We start from the raw sequence: 12,315 nt of genomic DNA on the forward strand, positions 1-12,315 counted from the left end.
GGAGCCCGCAGCGCGGCACGCGCCCGGGGCAAGCACCTCAGGCCTTGGCCGCCGCGCGACGCAGCCGATCAACCTCGTAGAGGCTGATTCCGGTGGCGACAGCGGCGTTGAGGGACTCCACGGTCTGGGAGATCGGGATCGAGGCGATCACGTCGCAGGTCTCGCGCACGAGCCGGGACAGGCCGGCCCCCTCGGCGCCGGTCACCAGCACGAGGGGAGAGTCCGCAAGGCTGAGATCCTCCATGAGGGTCTCACCCCCGCCGTCGAGCCCGACGACGAAGCAGCCCTCCTTCTTCAGCGTCTCCAGGGTGCGCACGAGGTTGGTCTCCCGCGCCACCGGCACACGCGCGGCAGCCCCGGCCGAGACCTTCCAAACGGTGGCGTTGACACCTACCGAGCGCCGCTCGGGGATGATGACGCCGTCGCCACCAAAGGCACCGGTCGAGCGCAGCACGGCGCCAAGGTTGTGCGGGTCCGTGACCTGGTCCAGCGCCACCAGCAGCGGCGTGTGCCCCACCGCGCGGGCGCGGTCCAGCAGGTCAAGCGCGCTGGTATACCCGTAGGCCGGTACCTCGATGGCCACCCCCTGGTGGACGGCGCCGTCGGTCAGGGCCTCCAGGTCCAGCTTCGTGGTCTCCAGGACCGGGCAGCCGATGAGGGTCGCGCGACGCACCACCGCGCCCAGGCGATCGTCTGACTCGGCCGAGACCGCCATGAAGACGCGGCTGATCGGGACTCCAGCGCGCGCGGCCTCCGCCACGGCGTTGCGCCCGCACACGATCTCGTAGCCCTCGGGCACATCGAAGCGCCGCCGGATCTTCTCCAGCTGCTTGGTGCGCGTGGGCTGGGCCGCGCGAGCCTCGGCCCTCGCCTTGGCGCGAGCCTTGGGGTGGCCTACGCGGTCCTCGGCCTTGGGCGTAGGGCCACGCCCCTCCAGGCCCTGGCGGCGGTTTCCCCCTGAGCCCTTGGTCGGTCCCTTCTTGGATCCGGGGCGGCGCCGGGCTCCGGGGTACTGCTCGTTTCCAGGCATGGTCTCGGTCCTTTCTGTGCCGGTCGGCTAGCCGGCTGAAGCGGTGACGCTACGGGACGACGGCGCCCCGTAGCCAGGGTGGTGCTAGGTGGCCGGTGGGCTACGCCAGGTGCCAGCGAGCGCCGTCGGCTCCGTCCTCGACCACGACGCCGGCCGCGGTGAGCTGATCACGCAGGGCGTCAGCGCGGGCCCAGTCCTTCGCAGCGCGGGCTGCAGCACGGTCCTCGATGAGGGCGGTCACGAGGTGGTCGAGCGCGGACATCGCGGCGTCCGACCCTCCGGCCGCGCCCGCCCCCAGCACCCGCGAGCGCCAGGGCTCGGCCAACGGGTCCAGCCCCATGACGTCAAGCTCGGCGCGCAGGTCCAGCGCCGCCTCGCCTACCTCGGTCGCGTCCACGGCCGAGGCCGCGAGCGCGGTGTTGAGGCGCTTGAGGGTCGCGTGGACCACTGCCATGGCGCCGGCAAGGTTAAGGTCATCATCCATGGCGGCCACGTACTCGGCCGGCAGCGCACGTTCGCGCAGCTGCTCGCCGGGGGCGTCGACGTCGTCGCTCACCTCCGCGGCACGGGTAACGGCCCCGGCCAGGCGCTCCCACAGGGCGGCGGCGGAGTCGAGGGTCTCCTCAGAGAACTCAACCGTCGAGCGGTAGTGGACCGTCCCCAGCGCCAGGCGCAGGACGGCAGGGTCGTAGGACTTGAGCAGCTCGGCCACCACCAGGGAGTTGCCCAGCGACTTGCTCATCTTCTCGCCCTTGACCGTGACCCAGGCGTTGTGGACCCAGCGGCGGGCGAATCCCCAGCCGGCACCGTGAGACTGGGCCTGCTCGTTCTCGTGGTGGGGGAAGCGCAGGTCGATGCCGCCGCCGTGGATGTCAAAGGACTCCCCCAGGTATCGCCGGCTCATGGCCGAGCACTCCAGGTGCCAGCCAGGCCGGCCACGGCCCCAGGGCGTGTCCCAGGCGGCATCGGCGGGCTCGCCGGGCTTGGCCTTCTTCCACAGGGCGAAGTCGCGCGGGTCGCGCTTGTCCGCCTCGACGTCCTCGTCCAGCTGGGACTCGTCCTCGGTGGTGGCCAGGTCGTCCACCCGCTGGTTGGTCAGTGACCCGTAGTCGGGCAGGGAGCGCACGTCGAAGTAGACGTTGCCGGCCTCACCGACGTAGGCGTGCCCGGCGTCGAGCAGACGCTGGATGAGATCAATCATCTGGGGCACGTGGCCGGTCGCGCGCGGCTCGTAGGTGGGAGGGGTGACCCCCAAGGCGCGGTAGGCGGCGTCAAACTCGCGCTCAAAACGCTGGGCCCAGGCCCACCAGGGTACGGGCGGCGTGGCGGCGGCGGACTTGGCCAGGATCTTGTCATCAATGTCCGTGACGTTACGAACCAGCAGGACATGCTGCCCGCAGCGCTCCAGCCAGCGACGCAGGACGTCGAAGGCGATTCCCGAACGCATATGCCCAATGTGCGGTGAACCCTGAACCGTGGCACCACACAGGTAGATCGCCACCGTGCCGGGCGTGACGGTGGGCGCCAGCGGGACGACGGCGCGCGCCGCGGAGTCATACAGGCGCAGGGCAGGAGCGGTGTCGGTAGTCACCGCACCAGGGTATCGGTCCGAGCAAGTAGGGGCTGGCCCGGCCCACCAGCTGGTCTCGGCTCCTCCAGCCGCTCCGGAGCCATCGCCACCCGAGCCAGGACCCTCCAGCCGCGCCGGAGCCTCTCCAGCCCTGCCGACCGCCAGGACCGCGCCTAGGCGCCGGGGGTCGCCGTCGCCGCCGGGTAGACCAGGGCCGAGGCGATGGCGAGCAGCCCCTCCTCACGTCCGAGGAATCCCAGGTGGTCGGTGGTGGTGGCGCTGAAGGAGACAGGCGCTCCGGCGGCCTGACTCAGAGCCTGGCTGGCCTCACTCATCCTGCCGGCCACGCGGGGGCGCGCCCCCACCAGCTGGACGGCTACGTTGCCGATCTCAAATCCGGCTTCCCGCACGCGCCGAGCGGCCTCGGCCAGAAGCGTCGCGCCCGCAGCCCCCTTCCACTGCGGCTGCGCGGTCCCGAAGTTCGAGCCGAGGTCCCCCAGCCCCGCCGCGGAGAACAGGGCGTCGCAGCAGGCGTGGGCGACGACGTCGCCGTCGGAGTGCCCTTCCAGACCGATCTCGCCGGGCCAGGACAGGCAGGCCAGGTGCATCGGGGTGCCGGAGTCGGCCGCGGCGAAGGCGTGGACATCGGTGCCGATCCCGGTGCGAGGAAGGAGGGCAGGTGCGTGCGTCATGGGTCTAGTGTGCCCGAGGCAGCACAATGGCCCCATGACTGCGACCGGGCCGAGCGCCGCCTTCTGCCAGCGGCACCGTGCGGGCACCTGCCACTCGTGCCCGCACCAGGACCTGCCTCTGGCCGAGCAGCTGGCGCTCAAGCAGGCTCGCGTGGCCGCGCTGCTGGCCGACGGCGCCGCTGCGCTCAGTCCGCAGGTCTGGCAGGAGCCGGTGGCCAGCGCCGCGTCGCGATTCCGCAACAAGGCCAAGATGGTGGTCTCCGGAACCGTCCAGGCTCCTGTTCTGGGGATCCTGGGGCCGCAGGGCCGCGGCATCGACCTGCGCGCCTGCCCGCTCCACGTTGAGGCCATCGAAGAGGCGCTGCCGGTGCTCGCGCGCACCGTCACCCGGCTCGGCCTGGTGCCCTATGACGTCTCCGCGCGCCGCGGCGAGCTCAAGCACCTCCTGGTCACCGCCTCTCCCGACGGCGACCTCATGGTGCGCTGGGTCCTGCGCTCGCGCCGTCACCTGGAGGTGCTGCGCGATGAGCTGCCCCGTCTGCGCGAGGAGCTGGAGACCTTAGCGGTCATGAGCGTCAACCTCCAGCCCGTGCACCAGGCGATCATCGAGGGCGAGGAGGAGATCGTCCTGACCACAGAGCCAGGCGGCGACCGTCTGCTCATGCGGCTGGAGCTGCCCGAGCAGGCAGGTCCTAGCGCGGACCACCGGGACCTGCCGCTCTTGCTGCCCACGCAGTCCTTCTTCCAGACCAACACCGCGGTAGCCGAGCAGCTCTACGCCACGGCCGCACGCTGGGCCGGGGACCTGGACACCGGCAGCCGGCCGGCCCAGGTGTGGGACCTGTTCTGCGGCGTGGGAGGCTTCGCCCTGGCTCTGGCGGGCCCAGGCCGCCAGGTGCTGGGTGTGGAGGTCTCCGCCCCGGCGATCGACGGCGCCCGCCAGGCGGCTCGGCTCATGGGGCTCGATGCGCAGGCGGCGCGCTTTGAGGCAGGTGACGCACGGGTGCTGGACCCTGGCGCCGGCGCGGTCCCGGACCTGCTGGTCCTCAACCCGCCCCGGCGCGGGATCGGGCAGGACCTGGCCGCGCGGATCGAGTCCGCAGGAGTGGAGCGGGTCCTGTACTCCTCATGCAACCCGGCCTCCCTGGCCCGCGACCTGGAGGCGATGAGCTCCTACACGGCCGTGCGAGCCCAGCTGTTCGACATGTTCCCGCACACCGACCACGCCGAGGTCCTGATCGAGCTGCGTCGCTCCCCCAGCGCCTAGGCGAGGCCCCAGACCCTACGCTCGCCCAGGCCCTCAGCGCGTTCCCAAGCCCTAGGCGCTCAGCTCAGCCAGGGCGGTGCGCACCTTGGCCAGGCAGGAGTCGATGGTCTCGGTCAGGTCCGGCACCTCCAGGTCCCGCACCGCGTCAGCCAGATCCGCCAGGTCCCGGGCCTCCGGGAAGCCGTCACGCACCAGGGAGCGGGCCTGGCGCACCGAGGTCTCGTTCGCGGCCCCCGCGTCCGAGGCCGCGCCCAGCAGGTCAATGAGCGGGCGGTGCGTGTCCGTCAGTGCTCGGGCGACGACGTCGAGCTCCCCGCCCACGAGCTCAGCACGCGCCCGGTACAGAGACAGGCGCTGCGCCAGGGAGGCCGCACCCTCGTGCAGGGCCTGGGTGAGCTCGTGCAGGGAGCCGACGGCGTCATTGGCGTCCAGGGCGTCCTCGCCGTCCAGGAGCTGGAGGGCGAAGAAGCCGGCCGCCAGGTTGTGCAGGCGCAGCAGCGCGATCGCGAAGCGCACGGAGTCCGTGTCCCGTCCCAGCTCCTCGACCTGCCCGGCCAGGGGGCGTAGCTGCTCAAAGCACTCCAGGACCAGGGCGTCCACCTCCTGGTAGCGCTCACGCACCTCGTCCGCCTCCTGGCCCGCGCCCAGGCGGTCGACGTCGTCCGCGGCCAGGCGCAGGTCCTCGCGCAGCTGGCTCAGGCGCGTGGACAGGGCCCCGATCTCCTCAGCCCGGCGCCCCAGGAGCGTGACGAGGCGGGCGCACTCGTCCAACAGGCCCACCAGCCCGCCGGTGGCCGACTCGATGGCGTTCATCTGCGCCAGGACCGTGGCCACCGCGCCCTCAGCGTCCGGACGCTCGGGGATGTCGACGCCGCTGGCCACCAGCGCGGCGACCTCGGCGGTGAGGGTCTGACGGGTGAACTCAACGGCGTCGGCGTACCCCAGCTCCTTCAGCTCGGCCAGCAGCGCGGCCTCCCCCGCCGCGGCGACCTCACGTGCCGGGGAACCGGCCTGGGCGGAGGCCTGCTCGACCTCCAGCACCCGGGCGTAGGCGGCCTCCACCTTGTCCCGCAGCTCGGTGAGCATGGGAAGGGTGCGCACAGACAGGTACCCGTCCCCGGAGGGGACGATGGTGGCGAAGACACGGTAGTAGTTGCCGTCCGAGGCCTTGTTCGTGATGTAGGCGCTGGCTGCCTTGCCGTCCTGGATCGCGTTCCACACCAAACGGAAGACGCCGGCCGGCATGACCTCGTGACGCACGACGTTGTGCGGCTTGCCCACCAGGGCGCCACGGGGGTAACCCGCCAGACGCATGAAGGTGGAGTTGGCGCGGCGGATGCGGCCGGCAGCGTCCGTGGTGGAGAAGAAGAGCTCCTCGGCAGCATAGGTGCGCTCGGTTCCTGCGGGGTGCAGGGCAGCAGTCTCAGTCATCAAGAGCCTTCCAGTAGCAAGGGGTAGATCGTCCCGCGAGCGCCCAGGGCCATGCGGCCGACGCGCGCCGCCCGCTCCCGCAGCGATGTGCCCCTGCAGGAACCCTAGGACGTTGGACCTGTGGCCGAGGTTACTCGCACTTGCCCGGGTGCGCCGAGAATTGGTGGAGCGGAGGCTAGGCTCGTCCTGCACCCAGACCGATGACACGCACCTGACCGCAGGGACGCTAAGGAGAGGCAGAGACCATGACCGTCGAGATCGTCACCGAGTCCAGCCCTGAGATCGTCGAGGCCATGGAGCGCCTCATTCCCCAGCTCTCGCGCTCGGCGGCGCCGCTGACGCCTGAGCAGTGCGAGGAGTTCATCGCGCAGGAGGGCGTCTACCTCTTCGTCTTCCGCCCGGCCAAGCGCGCCGAGGACGGCACCTACCCGATCCTGGGCATGCTGACGCTGGCAACCTTCTCCATCCCCACCGGCCTGCGCGCCTGGGTCGAGGACGTCGTCGTCGACTCTCAGGCCCGCGGCCAGGGCGCCGGGCGAGCACTGGTTGAGGCTGCCGTCGCCCACGCCGGCGAGCTGGGCGCGCGCACCGTGGACCTGACCTCCCGCCCCTCGCGTGAGGCCGCCAACCGGCTCTACCGCCGCGCCGGCTTCGAGCTGCGCGAGACCAACGTCTACCGCTTCACCGGCAAGTAGGGGCCACGGCCGCCCGCTGCCCGCCGTACCCCGGCCTCACAGCTCACGGTCGACGACGTCGGCCAGCCCCTGCGTCAGCGACCCGCCGCCCTCCAGCGCGGCCCGCCGGGCGCCCGCGGCGCCGTCGGCCATGGCATAGGCGTGGTCAGCGACGGCGAACATGGGGATGTCATTCCAGGAGTCGCCCACCGCAACCGTGCGCGAGAGCGTGACGCCGCGCTCCGCCAGGACCTGGCGCAGATGGCGTACCGCCGCGCCCTTGTCCTGGCCGGCGGGCACCAGGTCCAGGTACTGGATCGAGCGCGGCACGCTGATCGCCCCGCCGCTGCGCCGCTCCAGCTCGGCTGCCAGCGCGTCGGCCAGAGCATCATCCGGCACGCGCACAGGCATGGAGGTCACCGCCAGCCCCGCGGCGTCCTGGGCAGGGATCGTGGTGTAGAAGCTGGCGGCAAAGCGGTTGAAGGAGTCCTCACGCCCAGCGAAGGGGTTGTGCAGGAGGTAGTCGCCCTCCAGGGTCGTGACGACGACAGCGCAGTCCTGGCGCGTCGACAGGTACTCCACCGCCCGGGTCACCTCCCGGGGCGGGATCGTCTGGCTACGCAGCACCTGGCCATCAGCGTCCAGGAGGGTGGTTCCCGAGGCGCAGATGACGAAGTCGGGGCGCAGCGCCACCTCGGCAGCCGCGGAAGCGTCAGCCACGGCCAGACGCGCCAGCGTCACTGAGCGTCCGGTGGCCACGGCCAGGAGGTTGCCCGCCTCCTGCCAGCGCAGCAGGGCCCGCGCGTCACGAGGATCGACGTCCCGCTCGCGCACGAGCGTGCCGTCCAGGTCGGTGACCAGCAGCATGGGGTGACTCATCGGCGTGCTCCCAGGTCCAGCGGCCAGGCGTTCTCGCCCAAGTCCGTCCTCCAGCGCGCCGAGGCAGCCTCACCGTCCTGCTCGTGGGCCAGGACCCAGTCCACCAGGGCCGCTACGGAGGGGGTCGTGACGTCGCAGGCCGCCACGACGTCGTCAGGGGCCCCGCCCATAGCGACGGCGCAGTCAGCCACCTCGTGCATGGGGATGTCGTTCCAGGAGTCTCCCACCGTGTAGGTGAGGATCTCGCGCCCTTCGTAGGCGCCGCCGGGAGCCGTGAGCAGCTCGACCAGCTCGGTGAGCCCCGCACCCTTGCTCGCTCCGGCGGGGATGAGGTCAAGGAAGTCCTGGTTGCGGGCGCCGTCGAGCACCTGGCCCCAGCGCTGGCGCACCGTGGCCAGGATGTGCTCGCCCTCCTGCGGCCGTCCCAGGTGCAGGGGGATGCCGACCACGGCGCGGCCGGCCAGGTCCGCCGTCGTGCCCTTGGCGAAGAGCGTGAGGAGCTCGGAGCCTGAGCCGATGGTGTCGTGAAGCTGGAGGTCGCCGTCCAGGGTGGTGGCGAAGATCGTGATGGGGTCCTCGGCGGACAGGGTCTCCAGGACCTCCTCGACGACGCCGTCAGGCAGGGTACGGGCGCGCAGCACGGTCCCGGCCTGGTCCAGCAGGACGGCGCCGGTGTAGAGCACCGCGTAGTCGTAGTCGACCCCGAAGCCGTCCAGGGCGGAGGCCAGGGCGGAGTTGGAGCGGCCGGTGTTCATGACCAGCAAGTGGCCAGCCTCGCGCCAGCGGCGCATCGCCTTGGCGTCCTCGGGGCGCACACGGCCGTCAAAGATGATCGTGCCGTCCAGGTCCGTGGACAGCAGCCGCACCGGGGGCAGGGAGGCTGTCTCCTGCGGCGGCTGCGAGGCGCTGGCGTGGTGTGTTGCCGTCATCGCGTGCTCCTTAGGCCTCAGGGACGTTGCGGGTCAGCTCGGCGATCCAGGCCGCGGACGAGGCGTCAGAGGGCATGCGCCAGTCCCCGCGCGGGGACAGCGAGCCCCCGGCCACAACCTTCGGGCCGTTGGGCAAGGTGGAGCGCTTGAACTGGTTGGCGAAGAATCGGCGCAGGAACAGCAGCTCCCAGCGGCGAATGGTGGCCAGGTCATAGGAGACCCGGTCCTCCTCGGGCAGGCCCTCGGGCCACAGGCCGGTCGAGGCGTCCGCCCAGGCCTTCTCCGCGAGGAAGGCGATCTTGGAGGGGCGGGCCCCGCGGCGCAACACGTGCCACAAGGTGAAGTCCTGCAGGGCGTAGGGGCCGATCTTGGCCTGGGTGGACTGGATCGGCTCACCGTCAGCGGCCGGGACCAGCTCGGGGCTGATCTCGGTGTCCAGGATGGACAGCAGAACCCGGCCGGCGTCGTCAGAGAAGAGCTTCTCGGAGACCACCCATCGGATGAGGTGCTGGATGAGGGTCTTGGGGATACCGGCGTTGACGTTGTAGTGGCTCATCTGGTCGCCCACACCGAAGGTGCACCAGCCCAGGGCCAGCTCGGACAGGTCCCCCGTACCCAGCACGATCCCGCCGCGCTGGCCCGCGATACGGAAGAGGAAGTCAGTGCGCAGGCCCGCCTGGACGTTCTCAAAGGTGACGTCATAGACCTCCCGGCCCCGCTCGCCGCGGCCGTAGGGGTGACCCATCTCAGTGAGCATCTGGGTGGCGGCGGGACGGATGTCCAGCTCCTCGACGTGGCAGCCCAGAGCCCGGGCCAGGGCCAGGGCATTGGACTTGGTGTGCTCGGAGGTGGCGAAGCCCGGCATGGTGATGGCGTGGATGTGCTCGCGCCCCAGACCCAGGCGGTCCACCGCCCGGGCGGCGACGATGAGGGCGTGGGTGGAGTCCAGCCCGCCGGACACGCCGATGACGATCGTGGGCAGGCCGATGGCCTGCATACGCTGGACCAGGGCCGCGACCTGGATGTTGTAGGCCTCGTAGCAGTCCTGGGCCAGGCGGGCAGGGTCGTCCGGGACAAAGGGGAAGCGGTCCACGGCGCGGCGCAGCCCGATGTCGGTGCGCGGGGCGCGCAGTCCGGGGACCGGGATACGCCGGAAGGAGGCGTCAGTGAGCAGCGCGGCGCGGTTGTCATCGAAGGTGCCCTGGCGCAGGCGCTCGGCTGCCAAGGACTCGATGTCGACGTCGACCACCGTGGCGCGCGGGCCGTCCGGGAAGCGCTCGGTGGAGCCCAGCAGCTGCCCACACTCGTAGACGAAGGTCTGCCCGTCCCAGGCCAGGTCCGTGGAGGACTCCCCCTGGCCGGCGGCGGCGTAGACGTAGGCAGCCAGGTTCCGGGCGGAGGAGGCGCGGGCCAGCAGCTCGCGGTCCTCGGCCCGGCCAACCGTGATGGGCGAGCCGGAGATGTTGACCAGGACGCAGGCGCCGGCCAGCGCGGCCAGCGAGGAGGGGGGCACTGGGACCCACATGTCCTCACAGACCTCGACGTGGAAGGTCAGGCCCGGCACGTCTGGGACCTCGAAGAGCAGGTCCGCACCGAAGGGCACGCAGGCACCGCGACCTGCCGCCTGCTGCGCAGCACCGGCCGAGGCAGGCTGCGGGGCGGAGGAGGGGGCGGCGTCGTCCCTCACGCCGGGCAGCGTGAGGTGCTCGACGCCGATCTCGGTCCCACAGGCGAAGTACCGGCCCTCGTAGAACTCGCGGTAGGTGGGCAGGTAGGACTTCGGCGCGATGCCCAGGACCCGGCCGCCCTGGATGACGACGGCACAGTTGTACAGCCGTGTGCCCACGCGCAGCGGGGCGCCGATGACGAGCGCCGGCAGAAGCTCGGCGCTGGCAGCACGGATCTGCTCGATAGCCTCAAGGACGGCGGTGGCCAGGACGTCGGACAGGAAGAGGTCGTCCACTGAGTAGCCGGTCAGGCTCAGCTCCGGGAAGGCGACCAGGCAGACTCCCTCGCCGTCCAGCGCGCGCGCCTGCTCGATCATGGCGCGGGCGTTGGCCGCGGGATCGGCCAGATGCACCGGCAGCGTCACGGCGGCCACGCGCGCAAAGCCCTGATCGTAAGCGGAGCGGAAGACCAGGGTCGGTTCGAGATTCGCGTCAGCCTCGGTCGTGGGGGCAGGTGGCTGGGTGGAGGGTGCCAGGTCGCTCGACATACCCCGATCCTCCCATGAGCCGGGCCGACGGCGTCGATCACCTGACTGACAGCGATTGGTCACCTGCCGGCTACCGGTCGGTGGGACAATCCCGCCATGTCCGCACCAACGCCACGCGCTTACCCTGCCCTTGCCAGTCCTTCTCCCGTCCCTGGAGGCGCACGCACCGTCTTCGCCCACCGCGGCGCCTCGGCGCTGGCTCCGGAGAACACGTTGGCGGCCTTCCGCCGGGCGGCAGCCGAAGGTGCTGCGTGGATCGAGCTAGACGTCGACGTCATCAGCGACGGGACCGTCATCGTCATCCACGACTCGCGCCTGGACCGCACCACGAACCGCTCGGGCTCGTACTACGACCTCACCGCTGCCGACCTGGCGCAGGTTGATGCGGGATCCTGGTTCGCAGACGCCGAGGGCGCCCACCCCTATGCCGGCGAGAGCCTGCCGACTCTCCGAGCGGCCCTGGACGTGGTGGCGCAGACCGGGATGAACGTCAACGTCGAGCTGAAGTCCTGCGAGGCTGGAGCCCAGGCGTGCCGGAGGCTGGCCGACGGCGTGGCTGAGCTGCTTGACGCTCATGCCGAGCGAGGCGGGAAGGAGGTCCTCGTCTCCTCCTTCAACCCGCTGCTGCTGGAGCGGATGCGGGTGCGACGAGAGGGCACGGACCTGGCGCTGCTGACTGACTCACGCATGCTGGGTGATGACTGGCGCTCCTACGTGGAGAATCTCGGAGCGATCGCGGTCAATCCTGGCGACGAGGGCCTGGAACGTAGCCGGGTCGAGGAGATCAGGGAGCTGGGCTACGGAGTCAACGTGTGGACCGTGAACTCCTACGAGCGCGCCGAGGAGCTGTTCTCGTGGGGCGTGAGCGGGATCTTCACGGACCGGGTGCACCGGCTAGGACCACTGGCCGGAGAAAGGTAGTTCTTACCTGTACCATAGAAATGTCGGACCGCGTCTAGCACGAGGGGATCAGGGACCCCGATGACCTGCTGCCGCGTTCGGAGATGACGCGTTTCAGGGACCGCGCCTCCGATACCGACCGTGGCCCAGTGCATAGCACTGGGCCACGCCTGTGTTTTCTACAGGTTTTATCTGTGCGACTGCTGTACTCAAAGGTTCTCTGGTTCGGACCTTCGAACCTTCGAGCCCCACGAGCAAAGAGGGGGTGGCCCTGGGAGCGTGTGCTCCCAGGGCCACCTTCATCAGGACCGACTCAGGCCATCGGCCAGACAGTCAGTCACTGCTCAACCCAGCCAGGGTCTCAGTCCTCATCAGTGCGACGACGACGCACCAGGAGGCCACCCAGACCAGCCAGACCAGCGGCCACCACAGCAGTCAGACCCACAGCAGCACCAGTCTTCGCCAGCGACTTCTTCACCGAGGCCGTCTTGCCAGAAAACTTCTGAGATCCCTGGTCAGCCGGCTGCGTGGAGGGCTTGCCACCCGCGTTCGGCACAAGCGGGTCAGTCCCGTTCTTGACCTCGTCGCCGTCGCTGATGCCATCGCCGTCAGTGTCGGGGTTGAGCGGGTCAGTGTTGCCGGGCTCGCCGTTCGGGTCGTGCTTGCCGTCCTGGAACGGGTTGTCCTTGCCAGAGACCTCGTTGCCGTCGCTGATGCCGTCACCGTCG

General features: G+C 70.7%; 11 protein-coding genes. 3 read left to right on the forward strand and 8 right to left on the reverse strand.

Translation table 11 applies throughout. The features are described 5' to 3' along the window. Window positions 1–37: 37 nt before the first annotated feature. From rlmB to ispF, 3 genes are all read right to left on the reverse strand, one after another. The gene (gene rlmB, locus HMPREF0058_RS00200) at window positions 38–1,030 is read right to left on the reverse strand and encodes a 23S rRNA (guanosine(2251)-2'-O)-methyltransferase RlmB (RefSeq protein WP_006547618.1); all 993 of its coding nucleotides are present in this window, start codon (window positions 1,028–1,030) and stop codon (window positions 38–40) included. 100 nt (window positions 1,031–1,130) lie between these two features. Next, entirely contained in the window at window positions 1,131–2,621 is a 1,491-nt protein-coding gene (gene cysS / locus HMPREF0058_RS00205) for a cysteine--tRNA ligase (RefSeq protein ID WP_006547619.1), read from the reverse strand. A 152-nt stretch (window positions 2,622–2,773) separates the two neighbouring features. Further along, entirely contained in the window at window positions 2,774–3,292 is a 519-nt protein-coding gene (gene ispF, locus HMPREF0058_RS00210) for a 2-C-methyl-D-erythritol 2,4-cyclodiphosphate synthase (protein ID WP_006547620.1), read from the reverse strand. A 34-nt stretch (window positions 3,293–3,326) separates the two neighbouring features. Here ispF and HMPREF0058_RS00215 point away from each other — a divergent pair, with 34 nt between their 5' ends. Then, window positions 3,327–4,559, forward strand: a complete 1,233-nt coding sequence (locus HMPREF0058_RS00215; protein WP_006547621.1) for a methyltransferase domain-containing protein — start codon at window positions 3,327–3,329, stop codon at window positions 4,557–4,559. Between the two features lie 51 nt (window positions 4,560–4,610). Here HMPREF0058_RS00215 and HMPREF0058_RS00220 read toward each other — a convergent pair whose 3' ends face one another. Further along, window positions 4,611–5,990 (reverse strand): PAS domain-containing protein, encoded by a 1,380-nt coding sequence (locus tag HMPREF0058_RS00220; protein WP_006547622.1) that lies wholly within the window; start codon window positions 5,988–5,990, stop codon window positions 4,611–4,613. A 245-nt stretch (window positions 5,991–6,235) separates the two neighbouring features. On the opposite strand from HMPREF0058_RS00220, the gene HMPREF0058_RS00225 reads away from it, so the two are divergent. Continuing rightward, the gene (locus HMPREF0058_RS00225; RefSeq protein ID WP_006547623.1) at window positions 6,236–6,685 is read left to right on the forward strand and encodes a GNAT family N-acetyltransferase; all 450 of its coding nucleotides are present in this window, start codon (window positions 6,236–6,238) and stop codon (window positions 6,683–6,685) included. Window positions 6,686–6,721: 36 nt separating this feature from the next. Here the strand turns inward: HMPREF0058_RS00225 and HMPREF0058_RS00230 are convergent, their stop codons facing one another. From HMPREF0058_RS00230 to HMPREF0058_RS00240, 3 genes are read right to left on the reverse strand one after another with little or no spacing between them, the layout of a single operon-like run. Then, window positions 6,722–7,543, reverse strand: a complete 822-nt coding sequence (locus HMPREF0058_RS00230; protein WP_081449118.1) for an HAD family hydrolase — start codon at window positions 7,541–7,543, stop codon at window positions 6,722–6,724. Continuing rightward, window positions 7,540–8,472 (reverse strand): HAD family hydrolase, encoded by a 933-nt coding sequence (locus HMPREF0058_RS00235; RefSeq protein ID WP_006547625.1) that lies wholly within the window; start codon window positions 8,470–8,472, stop codon window positions 7,540–7,542. Before HMPREF0058_RS00235 ends, HMPREF0058_RS00230 begins: the two co-directional genes overlap by 4 nt. Window positions 8,473–8,482: 10 nt before the next feature. Continuing rightward, window positions 8,483–10,687 carry an NAD(+) synthase gene (locus HMPREF0058_RS00240; RefSeq protein ID WP_006547626.1) on the reverse strand — a complete coding sequence of 735 codons (2,205 nt, stop codon included), beginning with the start codon at window positions 10,685–10,687 and terminating at the stop codon, window positions 8,483–8,485. 96 nt (window positions 10,688–10,783) lie between these two features. On the opposite strand from HMPREF0058_RS00240, the gene HMPREF0058_RS00245 reads away from it, so the two are divergent. Continuing rightward, window positions 10,784–11,608, forward strand: a complete 825-nt coding sequence (locus HMPREF0058_RS00245) for a glycerophosphodiester phosphodiesterase family protein (RefSeq protein WP_081449119.1) — start codon at window positions 10,784–10,786, stop codon at window positions 11,606–11,608. 340 nt (window positions 11,609–11,948) lie between these two features. On the opposite strand, the gene HMPREF0058_RS12500 is transcribed toward HMPREF0058_RS00245, so the two are convergent. Continuing rightward, window positions 11,949–12,315: LPXTG cell wall anchor domain-containing protein (locus tag HMPREF0058_RS12500; protein WP_006547628.1), on the reverse strand; the 367-nt coding region annotated here is incomplete at its 5' end.

The sequence above is a fragment of the Actinomyces urogenitalis DSM 15434 genome (genome assembly GCF_000159035.1).
Lineage (GTDB): Bacteria > Actinomycetota > Actinomycetes > Actinomycetales > Actinomycetaceae > Actinomyces > Actinomyces urogenitalis.

Excerpts from the sequence above, each read along its gene's own strand:
- rlmB (WP_006547618.1), bottom strand. The coding sequence starts at position 1,030 with ATGCCTGGAAACGAGCAGTACCCCGGAGCCCGGCGCCGCCCCGGATCC.
- ispF (WP_006547620.1), bottom strand. The coding sequence starts at position 3,292 with ATGACGCACGCACCTGCCCTCCTTCCTCGCACCGGGATCGGCACCGAT.
- HMPREF0058_RS00215 (WP_006547621.1), top strand. The coding sequence starts at position 3,327 with ATGACTGCGACCGGGCCGAGCGCCGCCTTCTGCCAGCGGCACCGTGCG.
- HMPREF0058_RS00220 (WP_006547622.1), bottom strand. The coding sequence starts at position 5,990 with ATGACTGAGACTGCTGCCCTGCACCCCGCAGGAACCGAGCGCACCTAT.
- HMPREF0058_RS00225 (WP_006547623.1), top strand. The coding sequence starts at position 6,236 with ATGACCGTCGAGATCGTCACCGAGTCCAGCCCTGAGATCGTCGAGGCC.
- HMPREF0058_RS00230 (WP_081449118.1), bottom strand. The coding sequence starts at position 7,543 with ATGAGTCACCCCATGCTGCTGGTCACCGACCTGGACGGCACGCTCGTG.
- HMPREF0058_RS00235 (WP_006547625.1), bottom strand. The coding sequence starts at position 8,472 with ATGACGGCAACACACCACGCCAGCGCCTCGCAGCCGCCGCAGGAGACA.
- HMPREF0058_RS00240 (WP_006547626.1), bottom strand. The coding sequence starts at position 10,687 with ATGTCGAGCGACCTGGCACCCTCCACCCAGCCACCTGCCCCCACGACC.
- HMPREF0058_RS00245 (WP_081449119.1), top strand. The coding sequence starts at position 10,784 with ATGTCCGCACCAACGCCACGCGCTTACCCTGCCCTTGCCAGTCCTTCT.